Annotated in this window: 16 protein-coding genes; 12 read left to right on the forward strand and 4 right to left on the reverse strand. The window is 65.0% G+C overall.

From position 1 onward, the window contains the following. Both dnaJ and M1E01_RS09175 read left to right on the forward strand, forming a co-directional pair. The gene (dnaJ, locus tag M1E01_RS09170) at positions 1 to 1,128 is read left to right on the forward strand and encodes a molecular chaperone DnaJ (protein WP_457974713.1); all 1,128 of its coding nucleotides are present in this window, start codon (positions 1 to 3) and stop codon (positions 1,126 to 1,128) included. A 2-nt stretch (positions 1,129 to 1,130) separates the two neighbouring features. Next, positions 1,131 to 1,901, forward strand: coding sequence for a 16S rRNA (uracil(1498)-N(3))-methyltransferase (locus M1E01_RS09175; RefSeq protein ID WP_457974714.1), 771 nt, complete (start codon positions 1,131 to 1,133; stop codon positions 1,899 to 1,901). 63 nt (positions 1,902 to 1,964) lie between these two features. Here the strand turns inward: M1E01_RS09175 and M1E01_RS09180 are convergent, their stop codons facing one another. After that, positions 1,965 to 2,879: a GerMN domain-containing protein gene (locus M1E01_RS09180; RefSeq protein WP_457974920.1), complete on the reverse strand. Its 915-nt coding sequence runs from the start codon at positions 2,877 to 2,879 to the stop codon at positions 1,965 to 1,967. A 388-nt stretch (positions 2,880 to 3,267) separates the two neighbouring features. Here M1E01_RS09180 and M1E01_RS09185 point away from each other — a divergent pair, with 388 nt between their 5' ends. The 5 genes from M1E01_RS09185 to M1E01_RS09205 all read left to right on the forward strand — a co-directional run bounded on the left by M1E01_RS09185 (position 3,268) and on the right by M1E01_RS09205 (position 8,944). After that, positions 3,268 to 4,410, forward strand: coding sequence for a PhoH family protein (locus M1E01_RS09185; RefSeq protein WP_457974715.1), 1,143 nt, complete (start codon positions 3,268 to 3,270; stop codon positions 4,408 to 4,410). Then, positions 4,407 to 4,880 carry an rRNA maturation RNase YbeY gene (gene ybeY, locus M1E01_RS09190; protein ID WP_457974716.1) on the forward strand — a complete coding sequence of 158 codons (474 nt, stop codon included), beginning with the start codon at positions 4,407 to 4,409 and terminating at the stop codon, positions 4,878 to 4,880. Before M1E01_RS09185 ends, ybeY begins: the two co-directional genes overlap by 4 nt. Then, complete coding sequence (locus tag M1E01_RS09195) at positions 4,877 to 6,235, forward strand: hemolysin family protein (RefSeq protein ID WP_457974717.1); 1,359 nt, start codon at positions 4,877 to 4,879, stop codon at positions 6,233 to 6,235. Before ybeY ends, M1E01_RS09195 begins: the two co-directional genes overlap by 4 nt. Beyond that, positions 6,219 to 7,178 (forward strand): GTPase Era, encoded by a 960-nt coding sequence (era, locus tag M1E01_RS09200; RefSeq protein ID WP_457974718.1) that lies wholly within the window; start codon positions 6,219 to 6,221, stop codon positions 7,176 to 7,178. The genes M1E01_RS09195 and era overlap by 17 nt, the downstream gene beginning before the upstream one ends. A gap of 185 nt (positions 7,179 to 7,363) precedes the next feature. Beyond that, positions 7,364 to 8,944 carry an LCP family protein gene (locus M1E01_RS09205; RefSeq protein WP_457974719.1) on the forward strand — a complete coding sequence of 527 codons (1,581 nt, stop codon included), beginning with the start codon at positions 7,364 to 7,366 and terminating at the stop codon, positions 8,942 to 8,944. 53 nt (positions 8,945 to 8,997) lie between these two features. On the opposite strand, the gene M1E01_RS09210 is transcribed toward M1E01_RS09205, so the two are convergent. Further along, positions 8,998 to 10,950, reverse strand: a complete 1,953-nt coding sequence (locus M1E01_RS09210; RefSeq protein ID WP_457974720.1) for a M13 family metallopeptidase — start codon at positions 10,948 to 10,950, stop codon at positions 8,998 to 9,000. Positions 10,951 to 11,204: 254 nt separating this feature from the next. On the opposite strand from M1E01_RS09210, the gene leuA reads away from it, so the two are divergent. From leuA to M1E01_RS09225, 3 genes are all read left to right on the forward strand, one after another. After that, entirely contained in the window at positions 11,205 to 12,947 is a 1,743-nt protein-coding gene (gene leuA, locus M1E01_RS09215) for a 2-isopropylmalate synthase (protein WP_457974721.1), read from the forward strand. Between the two features lie 104 nt (positions 12,948 to 13,051). After that, positions 13,052 to 13,804: a DNA repair protein RecO gene (gene recO, locus M1E01_RS09220; protein WP_457974722.1), complete on the forward strand. Its 753-nt coding sequence runs from the start codon at positions 13,052 to 13,054 to the stop codon at positions 13,802 to 13,804. Between the two features lie 2 nt (positions 13,805 to 13,806). Further along, positions 13,807 to 14,649 (forward strand): isoprenyl transferase, encoded by an 843-nt coding sequence (locus M1E01_RS09225; protein ID WP_457974723.1) that lies wholly within the window; start codon positions 13,807 to 13,809, stop codon positions 14,647 to 14,649. Positions 14,650 to 14,682: 33 nt separating this feature from the next. On the opposite strand, the gene M1E01_RS09230 is transcribed toward M1E01_RS09225, so the two are convergent. Continuing rightward, positions 14,683 to 15,684, reverse strand: coding sequence for an alpha/beta hydrolase (locus tag M1E01_RS09230; RefSeq protein ID WP_457974724.1), 1,002 nt, complete (start codon positions 15,682 to 15,684; stop codon positions 14,683 to 14,685). A 137-nt stretch (positions 15,685 to 15,821) separates the two neighbouring features. Between M1E01_RS09230 and M1E01_RS09235 the strand changes: the two genes are divergently transcribed. Beyond that, positions 15,822 to 16,898 (forward strand): quinone-dependent dihydroorotate dehydrogenase, encoded by a 1,077-nt coding sequence (locus M1E01_RS09235; RefSeq protein WP_457974725.1) that lies wholly within the window; start codon positions 15,822 to 15,824, stop codon positions 16,896 to 16,898. A gap of 123 nt (positions 16,899 to 17,021) precedes the next feature. On the opposite strand, the gene M1E01_RS09240 is transcribed toward M1E01_RS09235, so the two are convergent. After that, the gene (locus tag M1E01_RS09240) at positions 17,022 to 17,621 is read right to left on the reverse strand and encodes a DUF3043 domain-containing protein (RefSeq protein WP_457974726.1); all 600 of its coding nucleotides are present in this window, start codon (positions 17,619 to 17,621) and stop codon (positions 17,022 to 17,024) included. A 104-nt stretch (positions 17,622 to 17,725) separates the two neighbouring features. On the opposite strand from M1E01_RS09240, the gene M1E01_RS09245 reads away from it, so the two are divergent. Continuing rightward, on the forward strand, positions 17,726 to 19,156 hold the full coding sequence (locus M1E01_RS09245) for a M20/M25/M40 family metallo-hydrolase (protein WP_457974727.1): 1,431 nt from the start codon (positions 17,726 to 17,728) through the stop codon (positions 19,154 to 19,156). Positions 19,157 to 19,294 lie beyond the last annotated feature (138 nt).

The raw sequence follows: 19,294 nt of genomic DNA on the forward strand, positions 1-19,294 counted from the left end.
TTGAGCAGCCACTACGACGTTCTTGGCGTCTCCCCGGAAGCCACCGGAGAAGAAATCAAAAAGGCCTACCGAAAGCTGGCCCGCACCCTGCACCCGGACGTCAACCCCGGACCCGAGGCTTCTGACCGCTTCAAGGCAGTCACGCACGCCTACGAGGTGCTCTCCGATCCGCAGAAGCGGCGGGTCTATGACACAACGGGCAACGAGAACGGCACGGACAACGGCTTCGGCGGCGGCAGCTACGCGGGCCAGGGCTTCGCGTTCCAGGACATTTTCGACACCTTCTTCGGCGCCGGCGGCACCGCCGGCCCCGCCTCGCGCGTCCGCCGCGGCCAGGACGCCCTCATCAGCGTACGCATCGACCTGCGCGACGCCGTTTTTGGAGCGAACAAGAAAATTGAGGTTGACACCGCCGTCGTCTGCCCCACCTGTGAAGGCTCCTGCTGCCGTGAAGGCACACATCCGGAACGCTGCGACATCTGCGGCGGCAGCGGCCAGGTGCAGCGGGCGGTCCGCTCTATCCTCGGCCAGGTCATGACATCCGCACCCTGCGGCTCGTGCGAGGGCTTCGGGACCGTCATCAAGGATCCCTGCAACGAGTGCAGCGGCCAGGGCCGCATCCGCAGCCGCAGGTCGCTGACGATTAAAGTTCCCGCAGGCGTTGGCACCGGCACCCGCATCCAGCTCTCCGGACAGGGCGAGGCCGGCCCTGCCGGCGGGCCGTCGGGCGACCTCTATGTCGAAATCCGGGTCAACAACGACCCCACCTACGTTCGCGACGGCGACGATCTGCATGCCACGCTGCACATCCCCATGACTGCGGCCGCGCTCGGCACCGAACTGAGCCTGGACACGTTCGACGGAAAGCAGGACATCGACGTCAAGGCCGGAACGCAGTCGGGTGAGATCATCACTCTCCGGGGCTTGGGCGTGACGCACCTGCGCGGTTACGGCCGCGGAGACCTCAAGGTGCATCTGCAGGTCGAGACGCCCACGAAACTCGACGCCGCCCAGGAGGACCTGCTGCGGCAGCTGGCCAAGCTTCGCGGCGAGCAGTACTCCGAGGGGAAGCTGGCCGCGAGCGGCGGCGTCTTCGCAAAGCTCCGGGACCGCTTCGGTAACCTGTAGCGGTGAGCAACCCGGTATTCTTCACGCCCGCAGGTTCCCTGGATGAGGTTCGCGAGGGTTCGCTGTTCGTGCTGGACGGTGCCGAGGCACGCCATGCAGTGACAGTTAGGCGGCTGGCGGCGGGGGAGTCTGTGGACATCGCCGACGGCGCCGGACGGCGGCTCACGGGCACTGTCACCAAGGCGGCGCCCGCGGAGCTGACCGTCGAATGTTCGTCTGTCACCGAGGAGGACCGCCCTGCGGTCCGCCTGGTGCTCGTCCAGGCCCTGGCCAAGGGCGACCGCGATGAACTGGCGATCGAAACAGCCACGGAGCTGGGGATCGACGCGGTGGTTCCGTGGCAGTCCGACCGGTCCATTGTGCGCTGGAAGGGCGAAAGGGCTGCAAAGGCCCACGGCAAGTGGCAGTCGGCGGTCTCTGCTGCGGCCAAGCAGGCCCGCCGGGCCTGGATCCCGGAGGTGCGTGCCGCCGTCGACACCTCCGGCCTGGTAAAGCAGGTGGCGGACGCCGCGCTGGCGGTGATCCTACATGAAGACGCCGTCAGGCCCCTGCGCGGAGTGCTGGAGGCGTGGCAGGAAGCCGCGCTCCGGAGCCAGGAGCCATGCGAGGTGCTGCTGATCGTTGGTCCGGAAGGCGGTATCAGCCAGCGGGAGGTCACAAAGCTGTGCAGCGCCGGAGCGGTGACGGCACTCCTGGGACCGCACGTGCTCCGGTCATCGACGGCGGGCCCGGCCGCCGTCGTCGTCGCGAGTGACGTCCTGGGCCGCTGGTAGCGGCCGAAAAACAGCGGCACCCCGCATCCGCGGCTGCCGGATCAGTGATTACGGCATGATCGGCTAGCGGACTGAGAAGCCCCTGGTGTCCACGTTGGGTTCGTCCTCGGGCCGGTCTGGATCAAGCTGGGACACACGGATCTCGTAGTCGCCGGGTGCCAGTTTCACGCTGATGCTGAAGACGCCAGACGTATCAGCCTCCGTGGCGGCCGTGGCCTCCCCATTGAGATACTTTTCTTTCTCGCCGTTTTCCTGGACCTTCAGGATCTGCCAGCGCAGCTTTCCCCCCCGAACCGTGTTGCGGCCGTTAATCTTGACCCGGCCGTCCGCAACCTCGACGCCTTCCTGGGGATCGATGATCCACACCGGGGCGACCATGCCAACGCTGCGGGGCATGGGCGCCCCGAGCCTAACGTGCTTGAAGGCGTGGTAGTCCGTGTGCCCGTCGACAAGGATCACCACTTCGAGTGGCTGGGCGGCATCAACCAGGCCCGAACTCGCTCCGGCGGCCGTCGCTGTATACACGAGTTGCTGGATGGCGCGCTGGGCCATGTCCGCGTCCAGGTTGCTGTTGAAGGCGTCGGCGGAAACATCCACCGTGATGACGTTCGTCCCCGAAATGGAGGTGGCGAGGTTCTTGGGGTTCTGCCAGGGGGTGAAGAAGTCAGGGTCGAGGGGAGCCTCGGACATCATGGCCCGGAGAGCCTTTGTGATGGGGTTGTCTTCGCCCGGCACGTCCCTGAACTCGCGATACAGGTAGACGTCCGTATTGCTGCGGCCAATCCAGTAGACAGGGGCCTTATTGGAGGACTGCATCGTTTCCAGCGGTGCGCTTGTGGTGGGGGCACTGTCAACCCCGTCGGACAGCCGCGTCTGGGTGGGGCTGCCGGCGGTGGGTTGGGCGGGGCCGGGATCGGCAATGCATCCGGACAGGAGCAAGGCGGCAGGCAGCAGCCCCAGCAACAGTGCGCAGCGCATGCGCCCGGTTGCCGCGGCGCGGCCGGTCAATCCTGGCTTCCTGATGTCCTTGCTCCTCTCGTGATGGCGGCGAGTGCCTGTCGCTAGCCGCAGGCGGCAGCAACTACAGCGGCTGCGGGCAGGGCTGAGCCACGTCATCCGGCTGTATTTCCAGCATGGCACAAGGCCCGGCAGCGCCGGCCCGATCCGGTGCCGGCCCGCCGAACTGCAACGGGAACGATATGAGGCCGATACGAAGTTGATACCAAAACCCGGGAACCCGTTACAGAATCCGAACGCCTGCGCAGCTGCCGGTCCGCGGTGGGCAGCGCCCGGCACTGGCGTAATATGGAAGAACCTTAAGAGATACTTCGAACTGGAGGGAACCCCAGGCCAACCGGCCGGCACCATGACTGAACCAGCAAACGGAAAGCGCCGCCTCAACACGGGGGACCGCACTGCGGGGGAATTCCCGCATACTCTGCCAGGGATCCGAACAGAGGTGGTCATCTTTGATGACTCAGACCAGATGGTGCAATCCCTCGGCAGCCACGATGAAGCCCTCCGCTTCATTGAAGAGCAGTTCCCGGCCGTCAGCTTCCACGTCCGGGGCAACGAGCTTTCCATCAGCGGACCCGCAGCGGACGTTCCCCGGATCATGCGCCTTCTTCATGAAGTGCGGGGCCTGGTAGCCCGGGGCACGGTCATCACCCCGGCAGTGCTGCAGCAGCTGGTGCTGATGCTGCGCAGCCAGTCGCTGCAGAACCCCGTGGAGGTCCTGACCCACGACATCCTGTCCAGCCGCGGCAAGACCATCCGGCCCAAGACCCTGAACCAGAAGAACTACGTGGACGCGATCGACGCCAACACCGTGATCTTCGGCATCGGACCGGCGGGCACGGGCAAGACCTATCTTGCGGTCGCCAAAGCTGTGCAGGCGCTGCAGCAAAAGGAAGTCAACCGGATCATCCTGACCCGTCCCGCGGTGGAGGCGGGCGAGCGGCTTGGGTTCCTGCCCGGAACGCTCAGCGACAAAATCGATCCCTACCTGAGGCCGCTGTACGACGCGCTGCACGACATGATCGACCCGGAATCCATTCCCCGGCTCATGGCCGCCGGCACCATCGAAGTGGCGCCGCTCGCGTACATGAGGGGCCGCACCCTCAACGACGCGTTCATCATCCTGGACGAGGCACAGAACACCACGCCCGAACAGATGAAGATGTTCCTGACCCGTCTGGGCTTCGGCTCCAAGATGGTGGTGACCGGTGACATCACGCAGGTGGACCTCCCGTTCGGTACCCGCTCGGGCCTTCGGATCGTCGAAAACATCCTGCAGGGCATCGACGACGTAAGCTTCTCGGTCCTCGATGCCGCGGACGTGGTGCGGCACCGGCTGGTGGGCGACATCGTCAACGCCTACAGCATCTGGGATGAAGCCCAGCGGAACCGGGTCAAGCACGCTGCCACCCGGGATGCCCGGCCAGCCCGCGAAGCCAGCGAGACCAGGCAGGCCAGCGGTGCCCGCGAAAAACGGGGGGAGCGCGCATGAGCATTGAAGTGAACAACGAATCGGGCGTGCAGGTGGACGAGGCCCAGCTGGTGGCCCTGGCCCGGTTCATCTTCGAACAGCTGTACATCCATCCCCAGGCCGAGCTGTCCCTCCTGCTGGTTGATGAACCGGCCATGGAAAAACTCCACATCGAGCTCATGGATGAGCCAGGCCCTACGGACGTGCTCTCCGTCCCCATGGACGAGCTCACCCCCGGCACCCCGGACAAGCCCACGCCGCAGGGGATGCTCGGCGACATCGCCATCTGCCCCCAGGTGGCGGAGGCCCAGGCACGCAGTGCCGGCCACTCCACCCAGGACGAGATGTTGCTGCTGACAACGCATGGCATCCTGCACCTGCTCGGCTATGACCATGCGGAACCCGAAGAAAAAGCAGAAATGTTCGGCCTGCAGCGTGAGCTGCTTGCGGAGTTCACCGGCAAAGAAGCTCCTTCCGAGACTATCCAGTGACGTCCCTGCTCCTTGTCTGCGTGGCGCTGGTGTTTTTGGCCGTCGCGGCATTCCTGACGGCCGCCGAGGCCGCATTCAGTTTCCTCCCGCGGCACGACGCCGAACAGGCGCTCCTCAAAAGCCGCGGCACGGCACTGCGGCGCATCCTGGACCAGCCCATCACTCACATGCGTGCGCTCAGGTTCTGGCGCATCTGGTTCGAGACGGCCTCGGCGGTGGCCGTCGCGGTGCTCTTCTACAGCCTGTTGGACAACGTATGGCTGGCCGGCCTGGCTGCAACGGGCATTATGGCCGTGCTGGGTTTCGTGATTGTAGGCGTCTCGCCGCGCCAATTGGGCCGCTCCCACTCGGCGGGCGTGGTGCTGTCTTCAGCGTCGATGGTCAGGTTCCTCGCCTGGATCCTCGGCCCCATCCCCGCCTGGCTGGTGCGGCTTGGCAGCGCGGTGGCGCCTGGCTCGCCGGGCGGAGACGACTCGTTCTTCAGCGAGGAAGAGTTCCGTGAGCTCGTGGACAGGGCCACCGAGTCCGACGTGATCGAGGACAACGAGGCGGAGCTTATCCAGTCCGTCTTCGACTTCGGCGATACTCTGGTCCGCTCCGTCATGGTTCCGCGCACGGACATTCTGAGCATTGAGGCAGGTTCCAGCCTGCACCATGCCATGTCCTTGTTCCTCCGCTCCGGATACTCAAGGATCCCGGTCATTGGGGAAAACACCGACCAGATCCTCGGCATCATCTATTTGAAGGACGTCGCGGCCGTGCTACACAACCTGGCGCCGGGCGAGGAACCTCCGCTGGTTGATGAGCTGGCCCGCGAAGTGCGCTACGTTCCCGATTCCAAACCCGTAAGCGGCCTGCTGCGCGAACTCCAGAAGGAGTCCACGCACGTCGCCATTGTCATTGACGAGTACGGCGGTACGGCCGGGCTTGTGACCCTCGAGGACCTGATCGAGGAGCTGGTCGGCGAGATCGTGGACGAATATGACAGCGAAAGTGCCGAAGCTGTGGACCTGGGCGACGGCACGTTCCGTGTGAGCGCCCGGATGAGCATCGATGACCTCGGTGAACTCTTTGACCTCGAACTTGACGACGACGAAGTGGACACCGTGGGCGGCCTCCTGGCCAAGGCGCTGGGCCGCGTTCCGATCGTCGGCAGCACCGTTGAAGTTGACGGCGTACTGCTGCGGGCGGAGCGGCTCGAAGGACGCCGCAACCGCGTCAGCCACATCATTGCGGCCGCGGTTCCACAAGACGCTGTTCCAACCAATGACGTTCCAAACGATACTGACCTTGACGACTTTCTCGACGAGGCAGAACACATGCAACAGGGAGTTCCACGTGAGCAAGCAGAATAAGGCCGACGGCGGCGCCCCCTTTGGTGGTTACCGCGCCGGATTCTCGGTCCTGGTGGGCCGGCCGAACGCCGGAAAATCGACGTTGACGAACGCCCTGGTGGGCCAAAAGGTGGCCATCACCTCCGCGAAACCACAGACCACGCGCCACACCATCCGGGGCATCGTGCACCGGGACGACGCTCAGTTGGTCCTGGTGGACACACCAGGCCTCCACCGGCCGCGCACGCTGCTGGGGAAGCGCCTCAACGATCTTGTTGCAGACACACTGGCAGAAGTGGATGCCATCGGTTTCTGCATCCCTGCCAACGAAAAGATCGGCCCGGGCGACAAGTTTATTGCCGCCCAGCTTGCAGCCGTGGGCAGCAAGCCCGTGATCGCCATTGTCACGAAGGCGGACCTCGTTGACAAGCAGGCGCTGACCGAACAGCTGCTCGCCGTCGCCGCGCTGGGTCGGGAAGTCCTCGGTGAAGAAGGCTGGAAGGACATTGTGCCGGTCTCGGCCACGGACGGTTTCCAGGTGGGCACCGTGACCGATGTCCTGATCAGCCACATGCCACCGTCGCCGCCGCTGTACCCGGACGGTGAGCTGACGGACGAGCCGGAGGCCGTGATGGTGGCCGAGCTTATCCGGGAGGCCGCACTTGAAGGCGTCCGGGATGAACTGCCGCACTCCCTGGCCGTCGTTGTCGAGGAGATCGTGCCGCGTGAAGGGCGGGACGAGGACAAGCCGCTCCTCGACGTCCGCGTGAACCTTTACGTGGAACGTCCCTCGCAGAAGGCCATCATCATCGGCAAAGGCGGAAGCCGGCTGCGGGAGGTCGGAACGAACGCCCGCAAGGGCATTGAAGCCCTGCTGGGCACGCGGATCTACCTCGACCTGCACGTCAAGGTCGCGAAAGACTGGCAGCGGGACCCCAAGCAGCTGGTAAAGCTGGGATTCTAGCCGCCCGTTCAGGCGGCCCGAGTTTCAACGGCCCGAGTCCCAACGGCGCGGGCAGGAGCGCTCCGCCGACCGCAGGAGCCTGCTTCGCCGCGCCCGGCGGGCTGCTCCGGGTGCCGCTTGCGGGGTTTTCCCAGCCTCGGCAACTAAAATAGGGCGGATTTCATTTTTAGAGGAAGGTACACCCTGTGGTGCTACGCCGCGACAACCGCGCCCAAGGACCGGGCACACCCGCCCGGACCGAGCCAGCTGCCCGGCATGCCGCAGACCCCCGCGTGGGCGCTGCCCGGCATTTGAACTTGCGCCACGTGCCTGTGTGGCTGAAGGTGACAACCGGCGTCCTGTCCCTTGTCCTGCTCGGAGGCCTCGCGTTTGCCGGCTACTGGTATTTCAGGCTGCAGTCGAACATCTCGTCGTCTGCCCTGGGGGCCGGCAGTGACAAGACCGACTCTGTCGATGACGCCACCGGACGGCTGCAGATCCTCATCCTGGGATCCGATACCCGTGACGGCAAGAACGCCAATTACGGCACGGCCGATGATTCCAAGGGCTACGGCAAGTCGGACGTCATGATGCTGATGGACATCTCGGAGGACAACAAACGGGTCAGCGTTGTCAGCTTCCCCCGGGACCTTCTGGTGGACATCCCCGACTGCACCGACCAAAAAACCGGCAAAAAGTACCCTGCGCGCCAGGATGTGATGATCAACGAGGCCATGGGTGAAGCGGGCATCGGCTGCGCCGTGGACACCGTGAACAAGCTCACCGGCCTCGAGGTGGACCACTTCATGATGGCTGACTTCAACGCCGTAAAGGAGCTGTCCAATGCCGTCGGCGGCGTGGAGGTCTGCATCAGCGACGCAGTCTACGACCCCGACTCCCGGCTGCGGCTGCCCAAGGGCAAGTCGCAGGTGCAGGGTGAGCAGGCCCTTGCCTTCCTGCGTACCCGCCACGCCTTCGGCAACGGGGGAGACCTCGGCCGCATCAAGGCCCAGCAGGGGTTCTTGTCGTCCCTGACCAGGAAAATCAAGGAGGACGGCACCCTCTCCGATCCGGTGAAGATGCTCAACATCGCAGACGTCGTGACCAAGAACCTTACCGTCGACGACGGGCTGTCCTCTGTTCCGGCGATGATCACCATTGGCAACCGCCTTAAGACGATCGACGTCGGCAAGGTCGCCTTCGTTGCGGTGCCGACCGTTCCCGCAGCCAGCGACCCCAACAGGCTGGACCCGGCCCAGCCGGCGGCATCCCAGCTCTTTGAAGCCCTGAAAAAGGACATCGACCTCACCGACCCCGAGGGCAAAGAGAGCCCCTCGCCGTCGGCTACACCAAAGCCGACCACCAGCCCGACCCCGACTGCCAAACCCAAGCCCACACCTTCGGCGCCGGCCTACGACAAGTCCTTGCAGCCCGTTACGGTAGCCAACGGCTCGCCGGTACCGGCCAGGACGCAGGAAATCGTAGAAGCGCTCGTCGCTGGCGGGTTTACCCAGGTGGGCCAGCTCGACGCCAGCCCGGTTGAAACGACCATGGTGTATTACGGCACCGACTTCGCCGATGTGGCAGCGGACGTGGCTGCGCTGTTCGGCATCCCCGCGAACCGGGTGCTGCCGTCGGAAGGCGTCTCCGGAGTCCAGATTTACCTCGGTGCCGATTTTGCCTCCGGGTCCAAGCTGGGCAAGACATCGGTCCCCAAGGACATCGTGAACCAGACGGCCAAGGACGCAACATGCCAGACGGCGAACCCGGAGCTGATCGTCCGGTAGCGCGCCCACAAAAAATGCCGGGCCGTCCCTAGGGGCGGCCCGGCATTTTGCTTTTACCAGATGCTGACGCGCTCCTCCGGCGGCATCCACATGCCGTCCTTCTCGGTGACACCGAATGCGGCGTGGAAGGCATCCAGGTTTTTGGCGATGGCGTTGGTGCGGAACTCGTTCGGGGAGTGCGGATCGGTAGCGAGCCGCCGGATGGCCTCCTCTTCGCGGATGACCTGGCGCCAGCCGGCCGCCCACGAGGCGAAGAACCGCTGCTCACCGGTCAGGCCGTCCAGCACCGGGGGCTCCTGCCCGTTCAGGCTGAGCCGATAGGCCTTGTAGGCGATGGTGAGCCCACCGAGGTCTCCGATGTTTTCCCCCAGCGTCAGGCGTCCGTTGACGGTGTGCCCGGGCGCCGCATACGGGGAGAGGGCGTTGAACTGCTCGACCAGCCGTCCTGTTAGCGCCTCGAATGCCTTCCGGTCATCCTCGGTCCACCAGTTGCGGAGTTCGCCGGAGCCGTCGAACTGCGAGCCCTGGTCATCGAACCCGTGGCCGATTTCATGCCCGATCACCGCTCCGATGCCCCCGTAGTTAACCGCGTCATCGGCGTCTGCCGTGAAGAACGGCGGCTGCAGGATCGCGGCCGGGAAGACGATCTCGTTCAGCATCGGATGGTAGTAGGCGTTGACCGTCTGGGGCGTCATCAGCCATTTGTTGTGGTCCACAGGCTTGCCTACCTCGTCGAGGTGGCGGTCGACGTCGGCGTTATGGGCGCGCTCCACGTTGCCGAGCAGGTCGGCCGGGTCGATGGTGACGGCTGAGTAGTCGATCCACTCGTCCGGGTAGCCGATCTTGGCCCGAAAGGAGCCCAATTTTCGCAGCGCCTCCGCTTTCGTTTCCTCGCCCATCCATGGCAGGTCCGTGATGCTCTGGCGGTAAGCCTCGATCAGGTTGTCCACGAGGGTCTGCATCCGGGCCTTGTGGGTCTCCGGGAAGTGGCGGGCCACGTATATCTGTCCCACCGCTTCACCCAGAGCCGCTTCGACGACGGCAACGCCCCGCTTCCAGCGGTCCTTGTTCCGGGGGGTACCGCTCAGCCGCGTGCCGTAGAAGGCAAAGTTGGCGTCCACGAAGGCCGGGGACAGATATGGGGCGGCCGCGTTGATCACCCGCAGCGCCAGCCACTCCTGCCACACGGGGAGCGACTCCGTGCTGAGCAGGGCGGCGGCGCCGGTGAAGAAGTCCGGTGTGCTGACCACCATCTCCTGGCGCTTGTCCGGAACGATGTCCGCGGCTTCAAACCAGGTATCCAGCAGGGGAAACATCTCACGCGCCTCGTCGGCGGACTTCAGGTTGTAGGTCTTTTGCGGATCGCGGAGAGTGACGTTGTCCCAGTGGTGGGAGGCGAGGGCGGTTTCCAAGGCCACGACGCGGGCCGGAGCGTTCTCTGAATCCGGGATACCGGCCAAAGTGAACATGGTACGCACGTAGTCGCGGTATGACTCAACAATCGGCGCGAACTTCTCCTCGCGGTAGTAGGACTCGTCCGGGAGCCCGAGGCCGCCCTGCCCGGTGTACAGCAGCACGCGCTCAGGGTTTCCCGCGTCAGGAGCCGGGTACAGGTAAAAGAGCCCGGACACATCGGACCGGAAAAGCCGCCCGGTCAGTGCGACAAGCTCGCTGATGCCGGAGGTGGCGAAGACGTCGGCAAGCCGGGCACGGATAGGTTCCATACCCTTCGCTTCTGCGGCGGCCTCGTCCATGAAGCTGCTGTACAGGTCGCCGATTTTGCGTTCGATGCCGCTCGCAGCCTCACCCTTGGCGGCCGCTTCTTCGATAATTTCCCGGACCGCCAGTTCCGCGCCATCGCGCAACGAGGTAAACGTCCCCTCCAGCGGGCGGTCATCCGGAATCGCGGTGCTCTTGAGCCATGCCCCGTTCACATGCTGGTATAGGTCGTCCTGCGGCCTGACGCTGTGATCGATATTTGACAGGGCAATCCCCGAATGTGGCACAGATGCTCCTTCATTGACGGGCTGCTGCCGGCGCTGGCACCGGTGCAGCGTCTGCATGGTGGACGTTGCGGGAGGTGTTGCTCCTTCATCTTACGCACGCGTGTTAGTGTGAAATGGTGCGTGCAGAACTGCTTCTCCTTAGCTGCCGCGGCGAGGCCTCAGACGCGATCTAGCGCAAGGCCCACCCTCGCTGCGGAGTTTGTGTTGCCCGGCCACCCTTTCACTCAGGAACCACAGAAAAGGCCACGATAGTAATGCGAAACGCACAGAAGCCCTCCGGGATGCCCGTCCACCGCTACATTCCGTTCCAGGACCAGATCAAGGTCGAGGTACCTGACCGCACCTGGCCGGACAAGGTCATCACCAAGGCCCCGCGCTGGTGTGCGGTGGACCTGCGCGACGGCAACCAGGCGCTGATCGATCCCATGAGCCCGACCCGCAAATTGAAGATGTTCGAACTGCTGGTGCGCATGGGCTACAAGGAGATCGAAGTCGGTTTCCCTTCCGCTTCGCAGACCGACTTCGACTTCGTCCGCCAGCTCATCGAGGGCAACCACATTCCGGATGATGTGACCATCCAGGTCCTCACGCAGGCCCGCGAACACCTGATCGAGCGGACCTACGAGTCGCTGGTCGGCGCCAAACAGGCGATCGTCCACCTGTACAACTCCACCTCGGTCCTGCAGCGCCGGGTCGTGTTCAACCAGGACGAGGACGGCATTCTGGACATCGCGCTCCAAGGTGCCCGCCTGTGCAAGAAGTACGAAGAGACGCTGGCAGACACCCACATCACCTACGAGTACTCTCCGGAGTCCTTCACCGGCACGGAACTCGAGTACGCCGTACGGGTCTGCAACGCGGTCGCAGATGTTTTCGAGGCTTCCGCTGACCGCCAGGTGATCATCAACCTGCCGGCCACCGTTGAGATGGCAACCCCGAACGTCTACGCCGACTCCATTGAGTGGATGAGCCGGAACCTGCACCCCCGTGAAGGCATCATCCTGTCCCTGCACCCGCACAACGACCGCGGCACCGGTGTCGCTGCAGCCGAGCTGGGCTACCTGGCCGGCGCGGACCGCATCGAGGGCTGCCTGTTCGGCAACGGCGAGCGGACCGGCAACGTTGACCTCGTGACCCTGGGACTGAACCTGTTCGTCCAGGGCATCGACCCCATGATCGACTTCTCCGACATCGACGAAGTCCGCCGCACCGTGGAGTACTGCAACCAGCTGCCAGTGCCCGAGAGGGCCCCGTACGGCGGCGATCTCGTCTTCACCGCCTTCTCAGGCTCCCACCAGGACGCCATCAAGAAGGGCTTTGAGGCGCTCGAGAAGGATGCCGCCGCCGCAGGCAAGGACGTTGCCGATTTCACCTGGCAGGTCCCTTACCTGCCCGTTGACCCGAAGGACCTGGGGCGCAGCTACGAAGCCGTCATCCGCGTCAACTCCCAGTCCGGCAAGGGCGGCGTGGCGTACCTGCTGAAGAACGAGCACAACCTCGACCTGCCGCGCCGTGCCCAGATCGAGTTCTCCGGCGTCATCCAGCGCCGCACAGACACTGTGGGTGGGGAGGTCAGCGCCGCCCAGCTGTGGCAGGTGTTCCAGGATGAGTACCTGCCCTCCGATTCAGCCGACCGCCAGTGGGGCCGCTACTCGCTCGGAACGGTCAAGACCGAGACCGACGACAACGGGACCATGACGCTGCACACCACGCTCTCCGTGGACGGCGTCCAGGTCAAGCGGACCGGCACCGGCAACGGTCCCATCGCTGCTCTGCTGGACATTCTTGGCCAGGACGGCGTGGATGTCCGGGTGCTGGACTTCAGTGAACACGCCCTGTCCGAAGGCGGCAACGCCCGCGCCGCTGCCTACGTGGAGTGCGCTGTGGGGGAGCGCGTGTTGTGGGGAATCGGCATTGACCCGAACACCAGCATGTCCTCGCTGAAGGCCGTCATCTCGGCCGTGAACCGCGCCGTCCGGGACGCCCAGGAGGCGTAGCCGGCAGGTGCAGGCATGATGTGCAGGTGCGCCGGCGCTGTGCGCGGCGGCGCACCTGCCACCCGGGAAGCAGGGTTTTCCGGGGGAGAGTGCGAAGATTAAGCGTGGTCGAACAGTCATTTGCAGCGCGGGCCTACCGCGATGAGGCCGTGGTGCTGCGTACCCACAAGCTGGGCGAAGCGGACCGCATCATCACCCTGCTGACCAAGCACCATGGCCAGGTGCGGGCGGTCGCGAGGGGCGTCCGCCGCACCAGCAGCCGCTTCGGTGCCCGCCTTGAGCCCTTCATGGTGGCGGACCTGCAGCTGGTCTCCGGCAAGTCCCTGGACATCGTGACCCAGGCCGTCGCGAGGGGCGCCTATGGCGGATACATCGCGGCGGATTATGCGAGTTACACCGTTGCTGCCGCCATGACGGAAACCGCCGAAAAATTGACCGACGTCGACAGCGAGGCCGGCACCGCGCAGTACAATCTGCTCGTAGGCGCACTGGCTGCCCTGAGCCGCGGGGACCATACACCCGAATTGATCCTGGACTCCTATCTGCTGCGCGCCCTGGCCACGGGCGGCTGGGCGCCGAGCTTCACCCACTGCGCACGCTGCGGAGCGGCGGGACCGCATAATGCTTTCTCCGCGCCGCTCGGCGGCATGGTGTGCGGTGACTGTCGTCCCCCCGGCTCAGCGGCCCCCGCGCCGGAAACGGTGGCGCTGCTGGGCGCGCTGTTGACCGGCAACTGGACGACGGCGGATTCCTCACTGCCGCTGCACCGCCGGGAGGCTGCCGGCCTGGTGGCCAGTTATCTCCAGTGGCACCTTGAACGAGTCCTGAAATCCCTCAAACATGTGGAGCGTACCTGACAGTGTCCTTGGGAAAGAAGACCACCCCTGCCCGGCACCGGACCTCTCCGGTGGTCCGCCCCTATCCACATCCTTCCGGGGCTGTCGCCCCTGCAATCCCCGAGGACTTCGTTCCCAGGCACGTGGCCATCGTCATGGACGGCAACGGGCGCTGGGCGAACCAGCGGGGACTGCCCCGCATCGAGGGCCACAAGGCGGGGGAGCCGGCCCTGCTCGACGTGGTGGCCGGTGCCATTGAACTCGGCATCAAGTATGTGACCGTCTACGCGTTCTCCACGGAGAACTGGCGGCGATCCCCGGAGGAAGTGCGGTTCCTCATGGGGTTCAACAAGGATGTGCTGCGCAGGCAGCGGAACCAGCTGGACGAATGGGGAGTCCGGGTGCGGTGGTCCGGCCGCCGGCCGAAGCTGTGGGGCTCCGTCATCCGCGAGCTGGAGGAGGCCGAGGCCTACACGGCCGGCAACAGCACCTGCACTTTGACCATGTGCGTCAACTACGGCGGGCGTGCTGAGATTGCCGACGCCGTCTCGGCCATCGCCGAAGACGTGGCCGCCGGACGCCTGAAGCCCGGTTCCATCACCGAGAAAACCATCCAAAAGTACCTCGACGAGCCGGACCTCCCCGACGTCGACCTTTTCCTCCGGAGTTCAGGCGAGCAGCGGCTGTCCAACTTCATGCTGTGGCAGTCGGCGTATGCGGAGTTTGTTTTCCTCGACACCCTGTGGCCGGATGTGGACCGCCGGACGCTCTGGGATGCCGTGGGCATCTACGCCAAGCGGGACCGTCGGTATGGGGGAGCGGTGGACGCCGCCGATACCGGAGCGGCTGTCAACCCGCCGGGCTAGCGGCTGCCTGAAGCGGCGTGTCCCCCGGTTGGTTCAGCCTACGTTTGGGCCATCCGCATAGCCGCGGATCCACCGTTCCAGCCGCCGGTACGCGTCGGCGCGCACCTCAGCGCGGGAGAGGAAGACGTCATGCAGGGCGCCGTCGATCCGCTCCACAGTGACGCTCCGGCCTAAAGACAATGCCCGGACGGCGATGACATTGACGTCGAGCACGGCATCGGCGCTCCGCATCTCCTCCCTCCAGAAGGGACCGGTAGAACTGGCCCCGGAGATCAGGACCAGGATAGGGACTTCGATGCGGAGCCCCCGGGCAACCTGGGCATGCCCGGCGAGGACGGCGCTCAGCCAGCCGGCACGGACCGGAAACGCCATGGGCGGCCGATACCGGTCGTCGAGGGCCCACTCTCCCTCAGCGGCGTTGCTGATGCTGCGCCAGTAAAAACCACGCTCGGGCAGGCGCAACACAGCCTCAGGCTTCAGCCGGGCCAGGGGTTCCACCATGGTCCATGCAGCCCGCCGCCCCAGGGAACTGCCATGCATCTCCAGCCAAGGACTGTTCAGCACCAGCTGTGACACCACACCCGGATTGCGGCTCACCCAGAGCGCCGCCACGAGGCCTCCCGTGGAATGCCCCATCAGGACCAGCTGAAGCGGCTGCCCGGGCCGCATGTCCCGGATCATGCTGACGGCGCAGTGGATCTCGGCGTCGTAGTTCGAGAGGTCCCCAACATAGCCGCCATGCTCTTCGGGCTGCAGGCTGCGGCCGTGGTTGTGCATATCCAACGCGAAGAAGGAATAGCCTTGGCTGTGCCAGAAGCGGGCCAGCTCTGTGTTGAAGAAATAGTCGCTCCATCCGTGCAGGAACAGCACGGCCCGGCGGTGGGGGCGCCTGATGTCCTGAGCCGGGAAAAGCTCTGCCTCCCGGACCGGAGCGTACCGGACGAGTGTGGCGGTCCGGGTAACGCCGTCCGCGCCCAGGGCATCAAAGGCGTGGGACTCAAAGCCCCCGCCGAGGATGTCACTCTGCCACTCCATGGAATCAGCCTAGACGCTACGCAACCGTGAGTGCTGTTTGGCCTCCACTAGCCAGATGTGGTCTCTATTGGTCCCATCTGGACCCGTTTGGTCTGCACCGGTTTGGTCTGGACTGCACGAGACGGAAAACTAGAGGCATGCGCGTATACCCCACTTTCTTCAGGCTGGCCTTTTCATGGATGGACGCCGAGCGCGCCCACAAGATCGGCTTCAAAGGCATCCGGCTGGCCCACACCACCGGAGCCGGCCGGCTGCTGGCCCGCTTTACGGCGCCGCCAGCCTCCCTGCAGACCCGTGCGTTCGGACTCACCTTCCCGTCCCCGTTCGGGCTGGCTGCCGGTTTCGACAAGGAGGGGCACGGCATCGAAGCCCTGACGGAGCTCGGCTTCGGTCACGTTGAGGTCGGCACCATCACGGGCCAGGCCCAACCCGGCAATGAGCGGCCGAGGCTGTTCCGGCTCATCGAAGACCGCGCGGTCATCAACCGCATGGGGTTCAACAATGACGGCGCCTCTGCTGTGGCTCCCCGGCTCAAGTCAGCCCGGGCCGCCCTGCAGCGGCGCCATCCGAAGGTGCGCCCGCTTATCGGTGTCAACATCGGCAAGAGCAAAGTGGTGGAGCTCGAGGACGCTGTGGAGGACTACCGCATCAGCGCCCGCAGTCTCGCTCCGGCCGCAGACTATCTCGTGGTGAACGTCAGTTCGCCCAACACTCCGGGGCTCCGGCTCCTGCAAAACGTGGACACTCTCCGGCCACTCCTGACAGCAGTGGCGGAAGAAGCCGACAAAGCCGCAGGCCGGCATGTGCCCCTCCTGGTGAAGATCGCACCGGACCTCACCGACGAAGATATCGACGACGTCGCACAGCTCGCACTGGATCTCGGGCTGGACGGCATCATCGCCACGAACACGACCATCGGGCGCTCAGGTCTCCGTGCAGACTCAGGGGAAGTCGAGGCCTGCGGAGCCGGCGGGCTGTCCGGTGCGCCCCTGAAAGCCCGGTCGCTGGAGGTGCTGCGCAGGCTGAGGGACGCAACGGACGGCAAGATCACGCTTGTTTCGGTAGGCGGCGTCGAGACGGCACAGGACGTCCAGGAGCGACTGGAGGCAGGGGCAAGCCTCGTTCAGGGCTACACGGCCTTCCTCTACGAAGGACCCTTCTGGGCGGCCCGCATCAACCGGGAGCTGGCCAAGGCAGGGCGGCACAAGTCCTGACCTGGACTCCTGACAAGGCCAGTCCACTGTGGAGATAGCGAAACAGCCCCCGACGGTACTGAACTGCCGGGGGCTGTTGTGCATCAGGTTGGGGGGACACCCCGAAATGACCGAGGAACGGTATTAGGAGGGGTACTGGCCGCGCCGGACCTGGGGCTTGGGGAGACGGAGCTTCCGGAACTGCAGGGACCGCATCGATCCGTACCAGACAGTGCCGCGCTCCACTTCGCCGAACTTCTCCGCGAGCCTCTTGCGAAGTTTGCGGGACAGGATAAACACGTCCACGAAGACAGCCAGGAACATCACCCAGAATCCACCGAGGACGTAGATCATCTGCTCGCTTGTGGACGGAACCACCAAGGAGACGATCACGAAGATCAAAGCACCGAACATGAGGTACTCGCCCAGGCTGAACCGGGCATCCACGTAATCGCGGGCGAACCGCTTCTGCGGGCCCTTGTCCCTGAGTGGGAGGAACCGCTCGTCACCCGTATCGAGGGCCTGGCGCATCTTCAGGCGCTGCTCCTGCACGGCGGCACGCTCTGCCGCCTTGGAGGCCTTGCGGTCCTCGGGCACCAGGGGGCGCCTGCGGGCAGCTTCCTGATCCCTGCGCCTGGGTGTGGGTGCTCCCTTGCCTGCGCCGCCCTGCCGGGCAGCTGCGTCAGCAGCCTGCTGGTCTACTATGTCCTGCGCCGCTGGCGCTTCCTTTTTACGTCCAAACACCAAAACAGAATACCCTGCAGCGCCCGGCAGTCTGTTATGGGGATGGGGAAGGGCTCACCCCGGAATGCCGGGGCTGGAACGCGTGGCACCGGTAGTGTTTTGCCATGACTTCAGCATCAGCGGCCTTTCCGCCCCCCTCCGGCAGCACGGTATCCGGCGTCGACACTGACGCCCTCCGATCCGCTGTCACCGCCGGTTTTGGCACCACCATGTCCCGGCTTCGAGATCTGGTCAGTTTCCCGGGCATTGCCTGGACTAGCTTCGATCCTTCGGAACTGGACCGCAGCGCGGACGCCGTTGCCAGTCTGGTGCGCGAGGCAGGCTTTTCCGACGTCGGGATCCTGCGGTGTGATAAAGCTGACGGAACGCCGGGAGGCCCGGCTGTTGTGGCCCGGCGGAAGGCGGCCGCAGGCAAGCCGACCATCCTCCTTTACGCCCACCACGACGTCCAGCCGCCCGGCGACCCGGCCCTGTGGGAATCCGAGCCGTTTGCCGCCGTCGAACGCGATGGACGGCTGTACGGCCGCGGTGCCGCCGACGACAAGGCCGGCATCATGGCGCACCTTGCTGCCTATGCGGCAGCAACCGAGGTCCTGGGCGAAGAGTTCGGGCTCGGAGTGACGCTGTTCTTCGAGGGGGAGGAGGAGGCAGGTTCACCGACCTTCCGCACCTTCCTGGAGAACTACCGCGAACTGCTCCGGGCGGACGTCATAGTTGTCGCTGATTCCAGCAACTGGAAGGTAGGCGTGCCCGCGCTGACGACGAGCCTCCGGGGACTCATCGACGGAACCATCGAAGTGCAGGTCCTGGAGCACGCTGTCCACTCCGGGATGTATGGGGGTCCGGTGCTGGACGCTCCAACGCTGCTGTCACGCCTCATTGCCACCCTGCACGACGACGAGGGCAGCGTGGCGATTGAGGGCCTGGTGGGCTATGACGAAGCCACTGTGGACCTTACCGAGGACGAATACCGGGCGGACGCCTCGGTGCTCGACGGAGTGAAGCTGGCCGGCATCGGAAGCATTTCATCGCGCATGTGGACCAAGCCGGCCTTGTCCATCATCGGTTTCGACGCGCCGGCAGTAGAGATGGCCTCGAATACGCTGTTACCGCGCGCCCGGGCCAAGTTCAGCCTCCGGCTGGCGCCCGGTCAGGTGCCGGCTGAAGCCATGGAAGCGGTGCGGCGGCATGTGCAGGCCCATGCGCCATTCGGGGTGAAGGTTGTCTTCACCCCGGGCGAGAGCGGTAACTCCTACTTGGCCGACAGGTCATCCAAGGCGGCAGGATATGCGATGTGGGCGCTGGGGGAGTCATGGGGTGTGCCGGCGGTGGAAATGGGCATCGGCGGTTCCATTCCGTTCATCTCAGATCTGACAGAGGTGTACCCGGAAGCCCAGATCCTCGTGACCGGGGTCGAGGACCCGGATTCCCGGGCCCACTCCGCCAACGAATCGCTTCACATCGGGGATTTCCATAACGCTGTTGTGGCAGAGGCGCTGCTGCTGGCCCGACTTAACAGCGAGGGTCTGAACTGACGGTTTCGCTCCTGCCCCGCCTCAACCCAGCAAGTTCGGCCTCAAAAATAGGGTTGCCTGCGCTCTGCGGGAACAACTAGTGTTCGGCCATGGTTACGCCTGAGGTTAGAGCTACGCGTCCGAGCGACGTAGCATGTA

It is taken from the genome of Arthrobacter sp. D1-17 (genome assembly GCF_054130535.1).

Coding starts and splice junctions, on each gene's coding strand:
- M1E01_RS09180 (WP_457974920.1), bottom strand. CDS start 2,879: ATGCGCTGCGCACTGTTGCTGGGGCTGCTGCCTGCCGCCTTGCTCCTG.
- M1E01_RS09185 (WP_457974715.1), top strand. CDS start 3,268: ATGACTGAACCAGCAAACGGAAAGCGCCGCCTCAACACGGGGGACCGC.
- ybeY (WP_457974716.1), top strand. CDS start 4,407: ATGAGCATTGAAGTGAACAACGAATCGGGCGTGCAGGTGGACGAGGCC.
- leuA (WP_457974721.1), top strand. CDS start 11,205: ATGCGAAACGCACAGAAGCCCTCCGGGATGCCCGTCCACCGCTACATT.
- M1E01_RS09230 (WP_457974724.1), bottom strand. CDS start 15,684: ATGGAGTGGCAGAGTGACATCCTCGGCGGGGGCTTTGAGTCCCACGCC.
- M1E01_RS09235 (WP_457974725.1), top strand. CDS start 15,822: ATGCGCGTATACCCCACTTTCTTCAGGCTGGCCTTTTCATGGATGGAC.
- M1E01_RS09245 (WP_457974727.1), top strand. CDS start 17,726: ATGACTTCAGCATCAGCGGCCTTTCCGCCCCCCTCCGGCAGCACGGTA.